Annotated in this window: 15 protein-coding genes; 6 read left to right on the top strand and 9 right to left on the bottom strand. The window is 49.3% G+C overall.

Going from position 1 to position 16,096, the window contains the following annotated elements; genetic code table 11:
* Nucleotides 1-25 precede the first annotated feature (25 nt).
* The 3 genes from ABD880_RS15125 to ABD880_RS15115 form a co-directional block, all read right to left on the bottom strand.
* Nucleotides 26-2,428 carry a 3-hydroxyacyl-CoA dehydrogenase/enoyl-CoA hydratase family protein gene (locus ABD880_RS15125; protein ID WP_345167846.1) on the bottom strand — a complete coding sequence of 801 codons (2,403 nt, stop codon included), beginning with the start codon at nt 2,426-2,428 and terminating at the stop codon, nt 26-28.
* 107 nt (nt 2,429-2,535) lie between these two features.
* Entirely contained in the window at nt 2,536-2,970 is a 435-nt protein-coding gene (locus ABD880_RS15120; protein ID WP_066512521.1) for a MarR family winged helix-turn-helix transcriptional regulator, read from the bottom strand.
* A gap of 167 nt (nt 2,971-3,137) precedes the next feature.
* Complete coding sequence (locus ABD880_RS15115) at nt 3,138-4,904, bottom strand: AMP-dependent synthetase/ligase (protein WP_345167842.1); 1,767 nt, start codon at nt 4,902-4,904, stop codon at nt 3,138-3,140.
* Nucleotides 4,905-5,054: 150 nt separating this feature from the next.
* On the opposite strand from ABD880_RS15115, the gene ABD880_RS15110 reads away from it, so the two are divergent.
* The 5 genes from ABD880_RS15110 (at nt 5,055) to ABD880_RS15090 (ending at nt 9,482) form a co-directional block, all read left to right on the top strand.
* Nucleotides 5,055-6,203: a formimidoylglutamase gene (locus ABD880_RS15110; protein ID WP_345167840.1), complete on the top strand. Its 1,149-nt coding sequence runs from the start codon at nt 5,055-5,057 to the stop codon at nt 6,201-6,203.
* Between the two features lie 611 nt (nt 6,204-6,814).
* The gene (locus ABD880_RS15105) at nt 6,815-7,048 is read left to right on the top strand and encodes a cytochrome b5 domain-containing protein (RefSeq protein WP_345167838.1); all 234 of its coding nucleotides are present in this window, start codon (nt 6,815-6,817) and stop codon (nt 7,046-7,048) included.
* Between the two features lie 52 nt (nt 7,049-7,100).
* Nucleotides 7,101-7,952 carry a BadF/BadG/BcrA/BcrD ATPase family protein gene (locus ABD880_RS15100; protein ID WP_345167835.1) on the top strand — a complete coding sequence of 284 codons (852 nt, stop codon included), beginning with the start codon at nt 7,101-7,103 and terminating at the stop codon, nt 7,950-7,952.
* Nucleotides 7,949-8,755, top strand: coding sequence for an N-acetylmuramic acid 6-phosphate etherase (gene murQ, locus ABD880_RS15095; RefSeq protein ID WP_345167832.1), 807 nt, complete (start codon nt 7,949-7,951; stop codon nt 8,753-8,755). Before ABD880_RS15100 ends, murQ begins: the two co-directional genes overlap by 4 nt.
* 157 nt (nt 8,756-8,912) lie before the next feature.
* On the top strand, nt 8,913-9,482 hold the full coding sequence (locus ABD880_RS15090; RefSeq protein WP_345167830.1) for a hypothetical protein: 570 nt from the start codon (nt 8,913-8,915) through the stop codon (nt 9,480-9,482).
* 112 nt (nt 9,483-9,594) lie between these two features.
* Here the strand turns inward: ABD880_RS15090 and ABD880_RS15085 are convergent, their stop codons facing one another.
* The 4 genes from ABD880_RS15085 to era form a co-directional block, all read right to left on the bottom strand.
* Nucleotides 9,595-9,792 (bottom strand): hypothetical protein, encoded by a 198-nt coding sequence (locus ABD880_RS15085; RefSeq protein ID WP_345167827.1) that lies wholly within the window; start codon nt 9,790-9,792, stop codon nt 9,595-9,597.
* Nucleotides 9,793-10,016: 224 nt separating this feature from the next.
* Nucleotides 10,017-10,241 (bottom strand): hypothetical protein, encoded by a 225-nt coding sequence (locus tag ABD880_RS15080; protein ID WP_345167824.1) that lies wholly within the window; start codon nt 10,239-10,241, stop codon nt 10,017-10,019.
* A gap of 79 nt (nt 10,242-10,320) precedes the next feature.
* Complete coding sequence (gene der, locus ABD880_RS15075; RefSeq protein WP_345167821.1) at nt 10,321-11,631, bottom strand: ribosome biogenesis GTPase Der; 1,311 nt, start codon at nt 11,629-11,631, stop codon at nt 10,321-10,323.
* A 191-nt stretch (nt 11,632-11,822) separates the two neighbouring features.
* Nucleotides 11,823-12,713, bottom strand: a complete 891-nt coding sequence (era, locus tag ABD880_RS15070) for a GTPase Era (protein WP_345167819.1) — start codon at nt 12,711-12,713, stop codon at nt 11,823-11,825.
* A 323-nt stretch (nt 12,714-13,036) separates the two neighbouring features.
* Here era and hemH point away from each other — a divergent pair, with 323 nt between their 5' ends.
* Nucleotides 13,037-14,068, top strand: coding sequence for a ferrochelatase (gene hemH / locus ABD880_RS15065; protein WP_345167816.1), 1,032 nt, complete (start codon nt 13,037-13,039; stop codon nt 14,066-14,068).
* 103 nt (nt 14,069-14,171) lie between these two features.
* Here hemH and ABD880_RS15060 read toward each other — a convergent pair whose 3' ends face one another.
* Both ABD880_RS15060 and ABD880_RS15055 read right to left on the bottom strand, forming a co-directional pair.
* The gene (locus tag ABD880_RS15060) at nt 14,172-15,215 is read right to left on the bottom strand and encodes a S41 family peptidase (RefSeq protein ID WP_345167814.1); all 1,044 of its coding nucleotides are present in this window, start codon (nt 15,213-15,215) and stop codon (nt 14,172-14,174) included.
* Nucleotides 15,216-15,411: 196 nt separating this feature from the next.
* Nucleotides 15,412-15,993: an LOG family protein gene (locus tag ABD880_RS15055; RefSeq protein ID WP_345167811.1), complete on the bottom strand. Its 582-nt coding sequence runs from the start codon at nt 15,991-15,993 to the stop codon at nt 15,412-15,414.
* Nucleotides 15,994-16,096 lie beyond the last annotated feature (103 nt).

The following is a 16,096-nucleotide window of genomic DNA, read 5'->3' as shown; positions in this document are numbered from 1 at the left end:
TCCATCACTGGCTAATCTTTCATTATTAATTGCGCAATGGCTTACCGGTGGTCAAGATGCTCTTGATACGCTCTAAGGTCTTGCGCTCGCCGCAGAGGCTTAGGAAGGCTTCGCGCTCCAGGTCCAGAAGGTATTGCTCAGAGACTTCAGACGGCATAGACAAGTCACCACCGCACATCACGTAAGCTAGTTTCTCAGAGATTTTGCGGTCATGGTCTGAGATGAAACCAGCCACCTGCATGGCGTACGCACCAGTCGTGAACATTCCCAGTCCGCCTCTGCCCTGTACCTTGATGTTGGTCTTAGGTGTAGGTTTGGTATAACCGGCCTCGGCTAGCGCAATAGCGGCGGCTTTGGCCTCAGCTATCTGGCGGTTGTTGTTGAGCGTAATGCCATCACCGCGGCGCAGGAATTTCAAGTCATAAGCTTCTGCCGCTGAGGTAGAAACTTTAGCCGTCCCAATGGTCATGAAGGCATTGCGAAGCGCGTTGTACTCGGTATCACCTTCTTCATACTCAGCCGAGGTGCGCAAGGTCATTTCTTTGGTTCCGCCTCCGCCTGGGATTAAGCCTACGCCAAACTCTACCAAGCCGATGTAGGTCTCAGCAGCAGCCTGCACATGGTCTGCGTGCAAGCAAAGCTCACAGCCCCCGCCCAAGGTCAGACCGTGCGGCGCGGCCACTACAGGTATAGCCGAGTAGCGCAAACGCATCATCGCATTCTGGAACTGCCTAATCATTAGGTTCAGTTCATCATACTCCTGGTCCAGGGCGTACATGAACACCAGACCCAGGTTAGCACCCGCTGAGAAGTTAGCGGCTTCATTGCCCACTACTAAGCCTCTGAAGTCCTGCTCAGCCAAGTCAACGCCTTTCATCAGACCTTGAATTACCTCAGAGCCCAAGGCATTCATCTTGGTGTGGAATTCTACGTTCAGGATGCCGTCGCCTAAGTCAATGATAGATGCTCCGGCGTTTTTCCAAACCACGTTGGTTCCGCGCAATACATCCAACAGCACGAAGCTCTCGGTACCCGGAATTACTTTATAAGTCTTAGACGGAATGTCATAGTACTGACGCTGGTTGTTCTGGCTACGATAGAATGTTTCATGGCCGCCTTCCAGCATTTCATATATCCAGTCGGCAGGCTTATAACCGGCGGCTTCCATGGCGCTCACGGTTTCGCGCACGCCAAAAATGTCCCAGGTCTCAAACGGTCCCAGTTCCCATCCAAAGCCCGCGCGCATGGCATCGTCAATGCGGTAAAGTTCGTCCGAAATTTCAGGGATGCGGTTGGTCACGTATTGGAACAAGCCATAGGAGGTCTCTCTGAAGAAATCACCGGCTTTGTCCTGCGCCTGGCTGAAGGCCTTAAGACGCTTGCGCAAATCTTCAATCGGCTTTAGGATTTCCATGCTTTGGAATTTGACCTTCTGCTTAGGGCCATATTCCATGGTCTTGAGGTCCAGCGTCAGAATCTCGGTGCCGCCTTGCTCGTTCTTGGTTTTCTTGTAGAAGCCCTGCTTGGTCTTGTCGCCTAGCCAGTTCTTCTCCAGCATCTGCTGAATGTAGGCGGGCAGTTGGAATAGGTCACGCTTCTCATCAGTCTCGCCGGTCTGGTACAAGCCCTGCGCCACTTTGGCCAAGGTGTCCAAACCTACCAAGTCAGAGGTTCTAAACGTAGCCGACTTTGGACGACCTACCACCGGGCCGGTGAGGCGGTCAACCTCGTCCACGTTCAAGCCCAGCTTCTCCATCACGTGCAACACCTGCATGATGCCGTAGATACCCACGCGGTTGGCAATGAACGCCGGCGTGTCTTTGGCCAAAACCGTGGTCTTACCCAGGAACAGGTCACCGTATTTCAATAAGAAAGCCGTGATTTCCGGGTCGGTTTTATCGGTTGGAATAATTTCCAACAACTTGAGGTACCGCGGCGGATTGAAAAAGTGCGTTCCGCAGAAATGCTTCTGGAAATCCTCGGAGCGACCTTCCAGCATCAAATGAATAGGAATACCCGACGTGTTAGAAGTAATAAGCGTGCCCGGCTTTCTAAACTGCTCTACCTTCTCAAAGATAGACTGCTTGATTTTGAGGTTCTCCACCACCACCTCAATGGTCCAGTCACAGCTTGCGATGTCTTTCAGGTCATCATCAAAGTTACCGGTCTGGATAAGGCGCACGTCCTCTTTCTTGTAAAGGGGAGACGGGTTGGAGGTAACCGCCGTTTGCAGGGCCGTGTTGACAATTCTGTTGCGAACGGGCTTGTTGTCCAGAGTCAGGCCTTTGGCCTGTTCCTCGGGGAGCAGTTCGCGGGGCACCATGTCCAGAAGCAGAACCTGCACCCCAATGTTGGCGAAGTGGCAGGCAATGCGGGAACCCATGATTCCGGAGCCCAAGACTGCCACTTTCTTAATAATTCTTTTCATGTTTTATGATTAGGCTTACTACTTATTTACAAAACGATTCTATCCGTTTTCGGCCTCATTTCTGGAAAACAGGCCAAAAACGAAAACGGTATTTTATATGATAACAGCTAAAAGACTTTCTTGCTTTCAATGAGCTCGTTGATTTGGCCTATGACTTGAAAGAAGACCTGCAACTGGCTTTCCGGTATTAATTCACGCACTTTTTTGTTGAACTGGCGCACGGTGACTCTACTTACTTCGCGCTTCTCCAGACCTAGCTCCGTCAAGAGAATGCGCACCGAGCGTTTGTCTACCGTGTCTCCTTGCTTGTAGATGAGGCCTTTCTCCTCCATGCTCTTGAGGATGCGGGTAAGGCTACGCGCCTCCAAGCCCAGCAAAGGGGCAATTTTGGTGGCGGGCGTACCCTTCTCAGGATCTATGTTCAACAGCACAAACCCGATGGACGTGGTAATGTCATTCTTGGCCGCCTCTGTATTGTACATACGGGCAATGGCGTGCCAGCATACCTTTATATTATAGTCTACGGTTTCAGATGCTTTCATGGGGCTCATTCAGTATACATACCAAATATAGAAAAATATGTTATGCTTGCATACTATAATTAAATAATTTTTCTCCTTTGTTCAGGCGTTTTCTACCTCTTTTACGGAAACTAAGCCAAAAACGAAGGCATAAAAAAAGCCCCGCGGTAAGGCGGGGCTTTCAAGTATTAGGCAGTCCGGTAAAGGCCTTCAATTAATGGACGATAGTTGTTGGTGATTACCTTGCGCTTGATGCTCAGCTTAGGCGTCATCTCGCCGGTTTCTACGCTCCAGAGCTTAGGCAGCAGCACAAACTTTTTGATTTTCTCCCACTGGGCCAACTGCTCATTGAGGCGGTCAATCTCCTTCTGGTATTTCTCCAGAATTTCTGGCTTGGTGATCATCTCCTCATCCTTGGTATAAGGGATGTTGTGGATTTTGCACCAGTCACGGAGGCCTTCAAAAGCTGGCACGATGAGCGCACCCGGGAACTTCTCCCCTTCACCCACTACCATCACCTGCTCAATCACCAGAGATTCTTTGAGTTTGTTCTCAATGAGCTGCGGCGCAATGTACTTACCACCAGAGGTCTTGAACATCTCCTTCTTGCGGTCGGTGATTTTGAGGAACTTGCCTTCTACCAGCTCACCAATGTCACCGGTATGGAACCAGCCGTCTGGGTCTATGACTTCGGCGGTGAGGTCTGGTCGTTTGTAATAACCAACCATCACGCTCTCAGAACGAGTCAGGATTTCGCCGTCCTCGGCAATTTTCACTTCAACGTTGTTGATGACCGGACCTACGGTGCCAATCACGTTGTTCTCGGGCTCGTAGCGGTTCACAGCAATCACCGGCGAGGTCTCCGTTAAACCATAGCCTTCCATGATACGGATATTGGCTCCCCAGAACACTCTGGCCAGGCGCGGTTGCAAAGCGGCGCCCCCAGACACGATCACTTTCACGTTGCCGCCCAAGGCCTCTTGCCATTTAGAGAAGATAAGCTTGCGGGCCAGTTTCAATTGCAGGTCATACAATACGCCCGGCGAGGTGCGGGTGTCATACTTCTGCCCCAAGGCCAATGCCCAGAAGAACAGTCCTTTTTTAACGCCCGTCAGCTCAGAGCCTTTGGCTACAATCTTGTCATAGACTTTCTCCAACAGACGCGGCACGGTCACAAAGATGTCTGGCTTTACTTCTTTCAGGTTATCGCCTACCTTCTCAATACTTTCGGCGAAGTAGATAGAAACGCCCACTGAGAAGTAGATGCAGGACACCATGCGCTCATAGATGTGGCACAAAGGCAAGAAGCTCAAGGCACGGTGCTCTTTGTTGACCGGCACAAAGGGCTTCACGTTGGTGAAGTTGCTCACCAAGTTGTTATGGCTCAGCATTACACCCTTTGGCGCGCCCGTGGTACCAGAGGTATAGATGATGGAAAGTAAGTCTTGCGGCGTAACAGCGGCTTTGTACGGCTCTAGCGTAGCTACGTCTTCTCCCTCGGCCATCTTTAAAAGCTCGGTCCAGTGTTTGGCGCCGGGCACGTGGTCAAAGGTGTAGATTTCCTGCACGCCGGGTATGTCACTGGCAGCTTCTTTTACTTTGTTGTATAAGTCTTCTGTAGATACAAAGATGAATTTGGTCTCAGAGTCTTTTAAGATATAGCGGTAGTCTTCTACCGTGATGGTAGGATACATGGGCACGCTTACCGCACCCGTCTGCTGGATGCCGTAGTCTGCGAACATCCATTCTGGACGGTTCATGGAGATAAGCGCTACCTTGTCATCCTTCTTGATGCCAGACTTGATCAAGGCCAGACTGAGTTTGTTAGCGGTGTCTACCAGGTCTTGCGTGCTGTACTTCACCCACTCTCCGTTGATCTTGGCGGCCAGGCAGTCCGGTTGCGGAAACTCCTGTACCTGTTGCGTTAGAAGGTCAAAAACGCGGGTCACATTCATAGGTCGTTTGTCTAGTTGGTTCAGTAATTTATACTAAATTCTTATTAAAAAAAACTACTTCATAATTCTCTCCTACAATACCAGATCTGCAAAAAGGCTTCCTTCGGCGTACAATAATTCTCTAAATTTGGTTTTTGGCCCACACTCTGCATGAACCTCTCCATCTTTTTTGAGCCCTTACCAGAAGATACCTTCGGCTACCCCACAGACGCCAAATCAGTGGGTGGTTACATAGCGCCCTTTTTGCATACGTTCCCTGACTGGCGGCAAGCCGAAGTGGTCTTGATTGGATTGCCCGAATACCGGGGCGCCCATTCTCCGGAGGACGTGAGCTACCAAGGACCTAACTTAATACGGGAGCAACTATATAAGTTAAAGAAAGGCACCGGCTCCTGGCTCTTGATGGACCTGGGTAATCTGTTACCGGGCATCTCTTTAGAAGACACCTACCTGCGCCTGAAGGAAGTGATTGAGATGGTTGTGGACGCAGGCAAATTCCCTATTCTATTGGGAGGCTCCCATGACCTTACCTACGGGCAGTTTCTGGGCTATGAGCACCTGCACAAAAAGATTGGCGTGGCGCTGGTGGACAGCCAACTGGACATTGAAGAAAATCCAGATCTACCCAAGGAAGAAAGCCACTTGCACCGGTTGTTGCTTCATGAACCTAACTACCTGTTTACGTTCAGTCATTTGGGCTATCAATCTTACCTGACAGACAATGATACCTTGGCGGCCTTAGAAAAACTCCACTTTGAGCTATTTAGAGTGGGCCAGGTACGCCAGCAAATGAAAGAGATGGAACCAGTCATCCGGCAGGCCGATATGCTAAGTTTTGACATTGCCGCGATAAGACACCAAGACGCACCTGGTCAGCGCCAGGCTAACCCGTTTGGCCTCACCGGCGAAGAAGCTTGCCAACTCTGCTGGTACGCTGGCCAAAACGACCAACTCAGTTCTCTGGGCTTGTATGGCTACCGCCCTGAGTTTGACCAGCGCTCTCTTACAGCCATGACTGTGGCCACCATGGCCTGGTACGCCATTGAAGGCTTCTACCACCGTCAGCGCACCTTAGACTTCCAGAGCAACCACTTCTTGCGCTTTGCCGTGGGCTTCCATGACAACCCCAACAAGATGCTCTTCTATAAAAACCGCCATACAGAAAAATGGTGGATGCAGGTAGACGACCTCTCGGGCCAATATCCACCTATGATTGTACCCTGCAGTTACCAAGATTACCTAACCGCCGCAGACGGCGAAGTCCCCAACAGATGGATACAGGCGCAGGCGCGTTTGTAATGTGCTAATTGTTTAATGTGCTGATGTGCTAATTAATTTGAAAATTTGGAGATGTGAAGATGTGGAAATGAAAATAATATGCCTCTCTTCAGATTTCTAGACTTGGCGTATTGAGAAGAACCCGTTTTTTGCTTCTTTTCTGGAAAACAGGCCAAAAACGCAAATATTTGGCAGTAAGATTCATTGCCATCTAGCTCTTCTACATAGTGCATAAGAATATACATAAAACAATAGCCCTCTCTGTCTACTTAGCTTCTCCCTCCTATGTCATCCTGAAAGGATCTTGGTGGCAAGCAAGAGAAGCAGAATCTATGAAACCGATTAACATCATTCATTTCATTCAGATTAAATAGGGCGAAATGATTGGGAGCTGTTTTTTAAGAAAGAGGATAAAAACGAATTTCGGGATTAGTCACCACTTACTGAGCTTGCCCACAAGATCCTTTCAGGATGACAATTGGAGGAAGGGAAAGAAGAAAGCAAATATTATTGAAAGCTAAGGCATGAATGAAACCGTTTTTGGCCTGTTTTCTGTAAAACAAGCTAAAAACCAAATAAAACTAATTAGCACCTCAGCACATTCCATTAGCACATTAGAAATCAATTTCTCAATGCAAAAAGAATACACCAAGTCACAACTAGCGCTTAGAAACGGACAAGACCGGGACGAGATCTGGGTGGCGTATCTGGGCGTGATTTATGACGTGACTAAGTCCAGGTTGTGGCGCAGGGGCAATCATTATGAACACTGGGCAGGGCAGGACTTGACGGATGAACTCAAGGACGCGCCGCACACGGAGTATGTATTTGACAAGTTCGACGCAATTGGCGTATTGAAAAAGTAATTGAGGCGGCTTAGGCTCTTTCACCCATTAAAAACCCCCACAAAAAATATACATGATCATCATAGCAGACAGTGGCTCAACCAAAACCGCCTGGCGACAGATCTCCAATGAGGGCGTCATTGCGGAGGCCAATACCATGGGCATTAATCCGTACTACCAAAACACGCAAGAGATAGCCCAGATGCTGGAGCAAAGCTTGCTGGTGCAGTGGCCGGGCGTAGAACCCAAAGAGATTTACTTTTACGGTGCGGGCTGCAGTGCGCCAGACAAACAGGCCATGGTAGAGGCGGCCATCAAAGAGGTCTATCCTAACAGCAAGATAGAAGTGCACCATGACCTGGAGGCGGCGGCCAGAGCCCTCTGCGGAGACGAGCCCGGTATTGCCTGCATCTTGGGCACCGGGTCCAACTCCTGCCTGTATGACGGCCAGGAGATTGTAGAGGCACTTCCTAACCTGGGCTTTATTCTAGGCGATGAGGGCAGCGGCGGCTACATGGGCAAACGCATTGTGCAAGCCTTTTTGAACAATGAGCTCCCAGCAGACATCCATGAGGCGTTCCAGAAACGGTACAACCTCACCCGTGACGAAGTGGTAGACCATGTGTACAGAAAACCGTATCCTAACCGGTACATGGCCACGTTTGCTAAGTTCTTGTTTGACCACCGGCAGCACCCGTTTGTGTATCAGATGATTTACCAGAGCTTCAGTGATTTCTTTGAGAAGACCATCATCAAGTACCCAGACTACCAGCAGTACAATGTCCATTTTGTGGGCTCCATTGCGTTTTACTTCGGGGATATTCTGCGCAAGGTAGCCCAACAGTATAATGTGCGGGTACATCATATTTTAGAAAGCCCTATGGCAGGCTTGAGCCTGTATCACCAACAAAAGATTGTTCTATGAGCACTACAGAAACCGCCTCTCACTACGACCATCTGGAGCAGATGAGCGTGCATGAGTTGCTAACCAATATCAACAAAGAAGACAAGACCGTACCGCTGGCGGTAGAGAAAGCCATACCGCAACTGGAGAAACTGGTGGAGGCAACGGTAGCTAAAATGAAAGAAGGCGGCCGCCTGTTTTACATTGGCGCAGGTACCAGCGGCAGATTGGGCGTAGTAGACGCGTCTGAGTGTCCGCCTACTTATGGCGTGCCGTTTGACATGGTCATTGGCATCATGGCCGGCGGCGACAAAGCCATCCGCAAAGCCGTGGAGTTTGCCGAGGACGATTTTGAACAAGCCATCAAGGACATGGACGCATATGGCCTCAATGAGAAAGACGTGGTGGTAGGCATTGCGGCTTCGGGACGGACGCCGTATGTGATTGGTGGCCTGGAAGCCTGCAACGCGCGCGGCATCACCACGGGTTGCATTGTCTGCAACGCCAACAGCAAGGTAGCCGCCGTGGCCAAGTTCCCGGTAGAAGTAGTGACCGGCCCGGAGTTCCTGACAGGCAGCACCCGCATGAAAGCCGGTACCGCCCAAAAACTGGCCCTGAACATGCTCACCACCTCTACCATGATCCAGCTGGGTAAGGTGAAGGGCAACAAGATGGTAGACATGCAGCTCACCAACCACAAGCTGGTGGACCGTGGCACCCGCATGATCATGGAGGAACTAAACATCTCAGAAGAGAAAGCCCGCGAACTGCTGGACCTGCACGGCAGCGTGCGCGCCGCCATTGTAGCCGCTCAAAATAGTTAAGCTTCCGTTTTTGGCTTATTTCTCAGAAAAGAGGCCAAAAACGGACTAACAAGAAAGATTCGTCCTACATCCATGGGGCGAATCTTTTTTTATGCATTTCCTTCACCTTGCAAAAGGTTTCTGCGTTAGCTTTCATTGCATCTTTTTCTTATTTGCCATGCACACCATTGAGCCTTTTTATAACTGGATAGAAGCTTACTCAGCCTCAGAGGACCCTAAGTCACCATTGTACGGGGCAGAGAACAGTGAGCTGGAATACATAGACACCATCTACGGCTATTACATCCATCCGCAGTGGGACAACATAGAGTCAGAGACGCTGTTCTTGAAGATTCTGTATGTAGACTATCTAGAGGAGTATGCTATCATTGAGTTCATTGGCGAATGGAACGACGCCATCAACAATGACATCATGACCCTTAAGCGCAACATCATTGACCTGATGGTAGGCGAAGGCATCAGTCACTTTATTCTGGTAGGCGAGAACGTCTTCAACTTCCATGGCTCAGATGACGCCTATTATGAAGAATGGTTTGAGGACGTGGAGGACGGCTGGATTGCGGGCATTGGCTTCCAGGATTTTATTCAGCAGGAGATGCAGCAGTTTAACGTAGACTACTACATCAATTTTGGCGGTCCGCTAGACACCCTTCCCTGGCGCACTTTGACACCGCCGCAATTGTTCAAGGTGGTTAACAGCCTTATTCAAAAACGGCTGGGCATGTAAGGCAACCTGCGCATATTGTTGGAAGGAGCTACACCATAAAAAGGCTACAAAAAAAAGAGAGGCCACCTTGCAGGGTAGCCTCTCTTTTTAGTTTATAACAAATGTTGACTGCTTATTGCGGGTCAACAGTATCAGCGCTGTCAGATAGGTCTTCAGCAGCTTCTTCGGCAGCAGGATTGTCTGCGTCATCAGCAGCATCTTCCATATTCTCAGCGTTTTCTTCGATTTGGTTTTCTTTCTTAGAATCACAAGAAGAAGCGAAAGCAGTCATCCCAACTGCCAAGGCCATCATTAAAAATGTCTTTTTCATAGTTTTATTTTGTTGGTTTAGTATTTCTTATCTCCATTCCCTGCCGCTACTATTCAATAGCGCAAAGATGATTTTACGATTTACTAAGTGCTTGTACGCAAGTATGCACAAATGGATATATTTTTTTCTCAACATATAGAAATAACTTCAATCTGCGGTAGCCTGGGCACAAAAAAAGGCTTGACCCATAAGCGCCAAGCCTCTCATTATATAGACCTAACAACCTACTTGCCAGTAGTGTTGCTTTGGGCTGTGGTGTCTGAGGTAGAAGAAGTAGTATCTGCAAAAGCAGCCGCGGTATCAATAGAAGAAGCCGTTGTCTCAGAAATATCTGTGGCCTCTGTGCTCTCCACAGTCTCTGTGGTAGTGGCCTCTTCTGTTTCCTTGGCGCCGCAAGAGGCTGCAGAAAACAAACCGGCCACTAGTAAAAAGGATAATACTTTCTTCATGTTAATAAAGGGGGTTGGTAAGGTTAGGAGTACTCACAAAAATAGAACAATCTCCTTGTTCCCTACCAACCCCTTCTAATTATTTTTTACGGTACAGGATATTCACCGGTACGCCCTCAAACCCGAAGTTCTCTCTAATTCTTTTCTCTAACCAGCGCGAGTATTGCTCTTTGATGTACTGCGGCAGGTTACAGAAGAACGCAAACGTGGGCGTGTTGGTAGGCAACTGCGTCACGTACTTGATCTTGATGAACTTGCCTTTGATGGCCGGCGGCGGATAGCGCTCAATCTCGGCTAGCAATACTTCATTCAGCTTAGAGGTAGGAATCTTGGTCTTCTTGTTTTCATAGACCTCAATGGCTTTCTCCATGGCTTTGTGTACGCGCTGTTTGGTGAGCACAGAGATGAAGAGGATAGGCGGATACGCAATAGGCGCAATACGCTCCCTGATGGCGTCTTCCAGCATCTTCATGGTGTTGGTTTCCTTCTCCACCAAGTCCCATTTGTTTACCAGGATGATCAACCCTTTGCGGTTTTTATCGGCCAGGCCAATGATGTTCAAGTCCTGTGACTCAATACCACGGGTGGCATCCAGCATCACCACCACTACGTCACTTTCCTCTAAGGCTCTTATGGAGCGCAACACGGAGTAGAACTCAATGTCCTCGTGTACTTTGGCCTTACGTCTAAGTCCGGCAGTATCTACCAGGATAAACTCTTTGCCATACGCGTTGTAGTGCGAGTGGATGGAGTCACGGGTGGTACCGGCTATGTCTGTTACTATGTTTCTATCTTCGCCTAAGAGCAGGTTCACAAAAGAGGATTTACCCACGTTTGGTCTACCCACCACGGCAATGCGCGGAATGCCCTGGTCTGGGTTTTCAATGCCTTCTTCTTTGAAGTGCTTTACTACTTCATCCAGCAACTCACCCGTGCCCGAACCGTTCTGGCTGGAGATAGGGAAAATCTCTGACTCAAAGCCCAAGGCATAGAACTCACCGGCCATGTGGCCTCTGGCGTGCGTGTCTGCTTTGTTGGCTACAATGTAAATGGGCTTGTCTGTGCGGCGCAGTACGTCTGCAAACTCTTGGTCCAGACCGGTCAAGCCAGCGTCTACGTCTACCATGAACAGAATCACGTCTGCTTCTTTGATAGCCAGTTCTACCTGCTTGCGTATTTCGCCTTCAAAAATATCTTCAGAGCCGTGCACGTACCCACCGGTGTCAATCACGGTGAAGAATTTTTCGCACCAGTCTCCGTAGCCATAATGACGGTCACGGGTTACGCCGCTCTCGTTGTCCATGATGGCTTTGCGTTCTCCCACCAAGCGGTTGAACAAGGTTGATTTGCCCACATTAGGGCGTCCTACAATGGCGATAGTATTTGCCATATTCAAAATATAAATGTGCGTTTTTAGCCTCCTTTAGCAGAATCTAGCCAAAAACGCGTGTGATGCTCCCGCGGTATCGCCGTCGTGGCGCCACTAGGAGTACTATTTTGTTAGATGCTAGTATATAGACGTTAGATTTTAGACTTCTTTAAAGAGGGTCTAGTGTCTAGCTACTAATATCTAGCGTCTTACTATAAGCTGTTATACCCAAACCGGTCCAGCAAGCGCTTGTCGGCGCGCCAGTTTTCGTTGACGCGTACGTACAGGTCCAGGAACACTTTCTTCCCGAAGAACTCTTCCATGTCTAGGCGGGCTTGGGTGCCTACTTTCTTCAAAGCGGCGCCTTTGTCGCCTATCACAATGCCCTTCTGGCTTTTGCGTTCCACGGAGATTTCGGCACGCATTCTTATGATGGTGTCGTCTTCCTTGAACTCCTCAATCACCACTTCGCAGCTGTAAGGAATCTCCTTTTTGTAGTTGAGGAAGATTTTCTCCCGTATCATCTCAGCCGCAAAGAAACGCTCGGGCTTGTCGGTTAGTTCATCTTTGGGGTAATAGGCGGGGTGCTCAGGCAACAGGTCCAGAATCTTCTGGAAAACGCCGGGCGTGCCCTGGCTGTGCAGCGCCGAGATGGCCAGATATTCCTGGGCGGGCAACTGCTCTTTCCAGTATTCAATCTTGGCTACCACCTCTTCTTGCGTGGCTTGGTCAATTTTGTTGATGAGCAACAGAATAGGCGCTTTGGCTTTGCGCAGACGCTCTACCACTTCGCTTTCATCATGCTTCTCATAAATGTCAGTGACAAACAGAATCACGTCTGCATCTTCCAGGGACGCGTGCACAAACCGCATCATGGACTCATGCAGTTCATACTGGGGCTGAATGATGCCGGGCGTATCTGAGTAGACAATCTGGAAATCGTCACTGTTCAAGATACCCATGATGCGGTGACGGGTGGTCTGGGCTTTGGAGGTGATAATGGAAAGCTTCTCCCCTACCATCACGTTCATCAACGTTGACTTGCCCACGTTGGGCTTGCCTATGATGCTTACAAAACCTGCTTTGTGCGGCTGCTCTGCCATTTTTACCTTGCTTTTTAAATAATCTGCAAAGGTAACGTTTTTTGGCCAGACCTCTAGAAGTAATTGAATTAGAGGCAACTGTCGTTTTTAGCCTCTTTTCTGGAAAACAGGCCAAAAACGGCTTAAGTCAATACTAGTAAATACTCCTTTAATTATCTTGGAAAAACATGGGCTTAACAAACAAAAACAAGCCTTGTCTGTTGCCTGCTTACGTTCTAAGATTACACCAAACACACACTCACCTCTACTCATGACGTATATCATCTTTTACATCTGAAGGATGTGCAGTTCTATCCGTATCTTTGCATTTCAATTGGACACCTATGAAAAGTGGAGCCACCTCTGGTAAGACAGGGGTTTTATTAGTCAATCTGGGCACTCCAGACACGCCTAGCGTACCGGACGTGCGCAAATACTTGCGCGAGTTTTTGCTGGACAAGCGGGTGCTGGACATTCCTGCCCCTAATAGATATTTGTTAGTGAACGGCATCATTGCGCCGTTTAGAGCCCCAAAGTCTGCCAAGATTTACAAAGAGCTTTGGACCGAGCGTGGATCGCCGTTGTTGTTTCATGGCCTTGATTTGCAGAAGCTGGTGCAGGAGAAACTGGGTAAGAACTACCACGTGGCCTTTGGCATGCGCTACCAGAGCCCTAGCATTGAAGCCGCGTTGCAAGAGCTTAAAGACAAAGTGGTAGACCGCATTGTGGTGTTGCCTTTGTTTCCGCAGTACGCCTCTGCCAGCACGGGCTCTGTGCAGGAGAAAGTGATGGAGCTGGTGAGCAAGTGGGAGATTATTCCAGACATCAAGTTCATCAGTACGTTCTGCAACCACCCGGGCTTTATAAAAACGTTCACAGAGATTGCCAGCGCTCACATGGCCAAGCGTGATTATGACCACGTGGTCTTCAGTTACCATGGTTTGCCGGAGCGCCAAATCTTAAAAGGAAGTACCAAGGGCTATTGTAAGCTGGGTAGTTGCTGCAACACCTACCACAGCCACAACCGCTACTGCTACCGCGCGCAGTGTTTTGAGACCTCCAGACAACTGGCAGCGGCTTTGAACATTCCAGAGGACAAGTACACGGTATCCTTTCAGTCACGCCTGGGCAAAGACCCGTGGCTACAGCCCTACACCGACTTCATTTTGAAAGACCTGGCCGCGGCCGGCGTAAAAAACGTCCTGGCTTTCAGCCCAGCCTTTGTGGCTGACTGTCTGGAAACCACCATTGAAGTGGGTCAAGAATTCAAGGAAGAGTTTGAAGCCGCCGGCGGTGAGCACTGGCAACTGGTAGAAAGCTGCAACACACACCCTACCTGGGTGCAGGCCGTGGTAGACATGGTCACTGAGGCGTAACCAAGACGCTAGATTTTAGACGTTAGATTCTAGATTTAAAAAAAGCAGAAGCCCCGGCATAGTTGCGCCGGGGCTTCTGCTTTTAAATAAGACCAAATCTGCTTTATACGCTTTTCTTTCTGGCAGATTTCTTCAACCATTTCAGGGCTGCCAATACTTTTTGGTCTTTCTTCCAGTCTGTGAAATTATCGCCTCCTTCAATTTTTACCTGAGGGGCGATATGGTCCTTGTAAAGGATACCCTTTCTGTCTGCTTCATACAACACCGCCAGGTTAATGCCCGAGTCCTTGTTTAATGGGAAACCTAAGTTGGCGGTGGTTAAGCCATACGTCGTCTCCCCGATAAACTGGGTATTGGGCCGCCCCTGCAAGGCAATGGCCACCGCTTCACCGGCGCTGGCGGTCATGTTGCTTAACAGCACGGCCACTGGCACGTTTGGTTTGACGGAGGTACTAGCAGTGGCCTTGGTGGCTTGGGCATTGTTTACATAGAAGTTGCCGCCTTGTACGCTCCACTGTTCGTCTGGCTGACCTTCAGCTGTGACAAAACCACCAGCTGGACCGTCCCCAATGATGTCTGCCAGGCCGCCTAGCATGGGATACATATTGCCGCCGGTATTTAGCCTTAGGTCGATGATCCAGCCTTTCACTTTGTCTGGATGTATTTTACTGATGGAGTCCTTGATGGCCTGCGCGTTTCGGTTCACGTTCTTCATCCCAAAGTCGCTGTTACCCGGAATCAGGATGTAGCCAATGCCATTCTTAAGAAGCCGCACTTGCACACCTGGCTTTTTTTTAAGCTCTACCTGTACTGCTGGGTTTTTAGCCTGATCGCGCTTTTTGTTCCAGGCATAGGTTTTCCCTTTGTAGGTTAACCAGCCGTGGTAGTCGTTTAGCTGTTCAAACAAGAAAGGATAGACGGGGAGCACGTCTTCATACGTCTTAGCACCCTTGGCCTTAGCATACGCGGCCTGCCGAAGTTCCAGCCAGTTGACTTGTCCACGGTTGAGGGCATTTTCCTCCATCACCTCCAAGCCCTTGTCAAAGTACGTTTTTACGCTGTCTACTATGTTATAAGGATTGTTCTGACCAAAGCCAGCCGTGCTCAGCATTAAGGCCAGCGTGAGAAGAAAAGGATACTTTTTCATAAGAGCAATAAGTAGTACTTGAATCTAAGATGCTACCTGTCTCTTATCAGTTGCCTGGGCTTCAAAACATTTCGGCCGTTTTTGGCCTACTTTCTGGAAAACAGGCTAAAAACGAATGCAAGTCTTTACCTTACTGCATGGCGATGCATGGTATTAAGCAGCGCTTTAACTGATATTGCTCCCGTAAACCCTGCTTTTAAATACGTTTAAAGTCTACCCACTTCTGGGTCATGACCGGTGCGTGGTGCAGAAGTTGGTCTAGCAGGACTTCGGGTTGGTCTGCTATGATGAGGTTGTCTCTGTGGACGGCTTTCAGGAAGCCTTCTTCCACAGCGTGGTTTAGCATCTGGAGAAATGGGTTAAAGTAACCGTTCACGTTGAAGAGCGCCGCTGGTTTCTGGATGATGCCCAACTGGTTCCAGGTCACAATCTCGCAAAACTCGTCAAACGTCCCGAAGCCCCCGGGCATGGCCACAAACGCGTCTGACTCAGCGGCCATCAAGGCTTTGCGCTCGTGCATGGTCTGCACCACGTGCAACTCCGTGAGGCCCATGTGCGCCACTTCCATGTCTACCAGACTCTGCGGAATCACACCTACCACCTGACCGCCGCTGGCTAGCACTGCGTCTGCAATCACGCCCATCAAACCTACTTTGCCACCGCCGTACACCAGTTTGATTTCCTTTTGCGCGAACAGTGTGCCCAAGGCTTGGGCGGCTTGCTGATACACGGGATTATGGCCAGAGCTGGCGCCGCAAAAAATAGCTATGCTTTTCATGACGAAGAGTACTTTAAACGTGTCTGCAAAAATAGGAAAGGTTCTCTAATCTGGACGTACGGCTTGCTGCGTCTTTGTAGTCCACCTTTCCTCTTAAACAGCA

The sequence above is a fragment of the Nibribacter koreensis genome, from assembly GCF_039541795.1.
Lineage (GTDB): Bacteria > Bacteroidota > Bacteroidia > Cytophagales > Hymenobacteraceae > Nibribacter > Nibribacter koreensis.
Note: the sequence above shows the minus strand (reverse complement) of the source record. Positions and strands in the feature narration are given on the sequence as shown.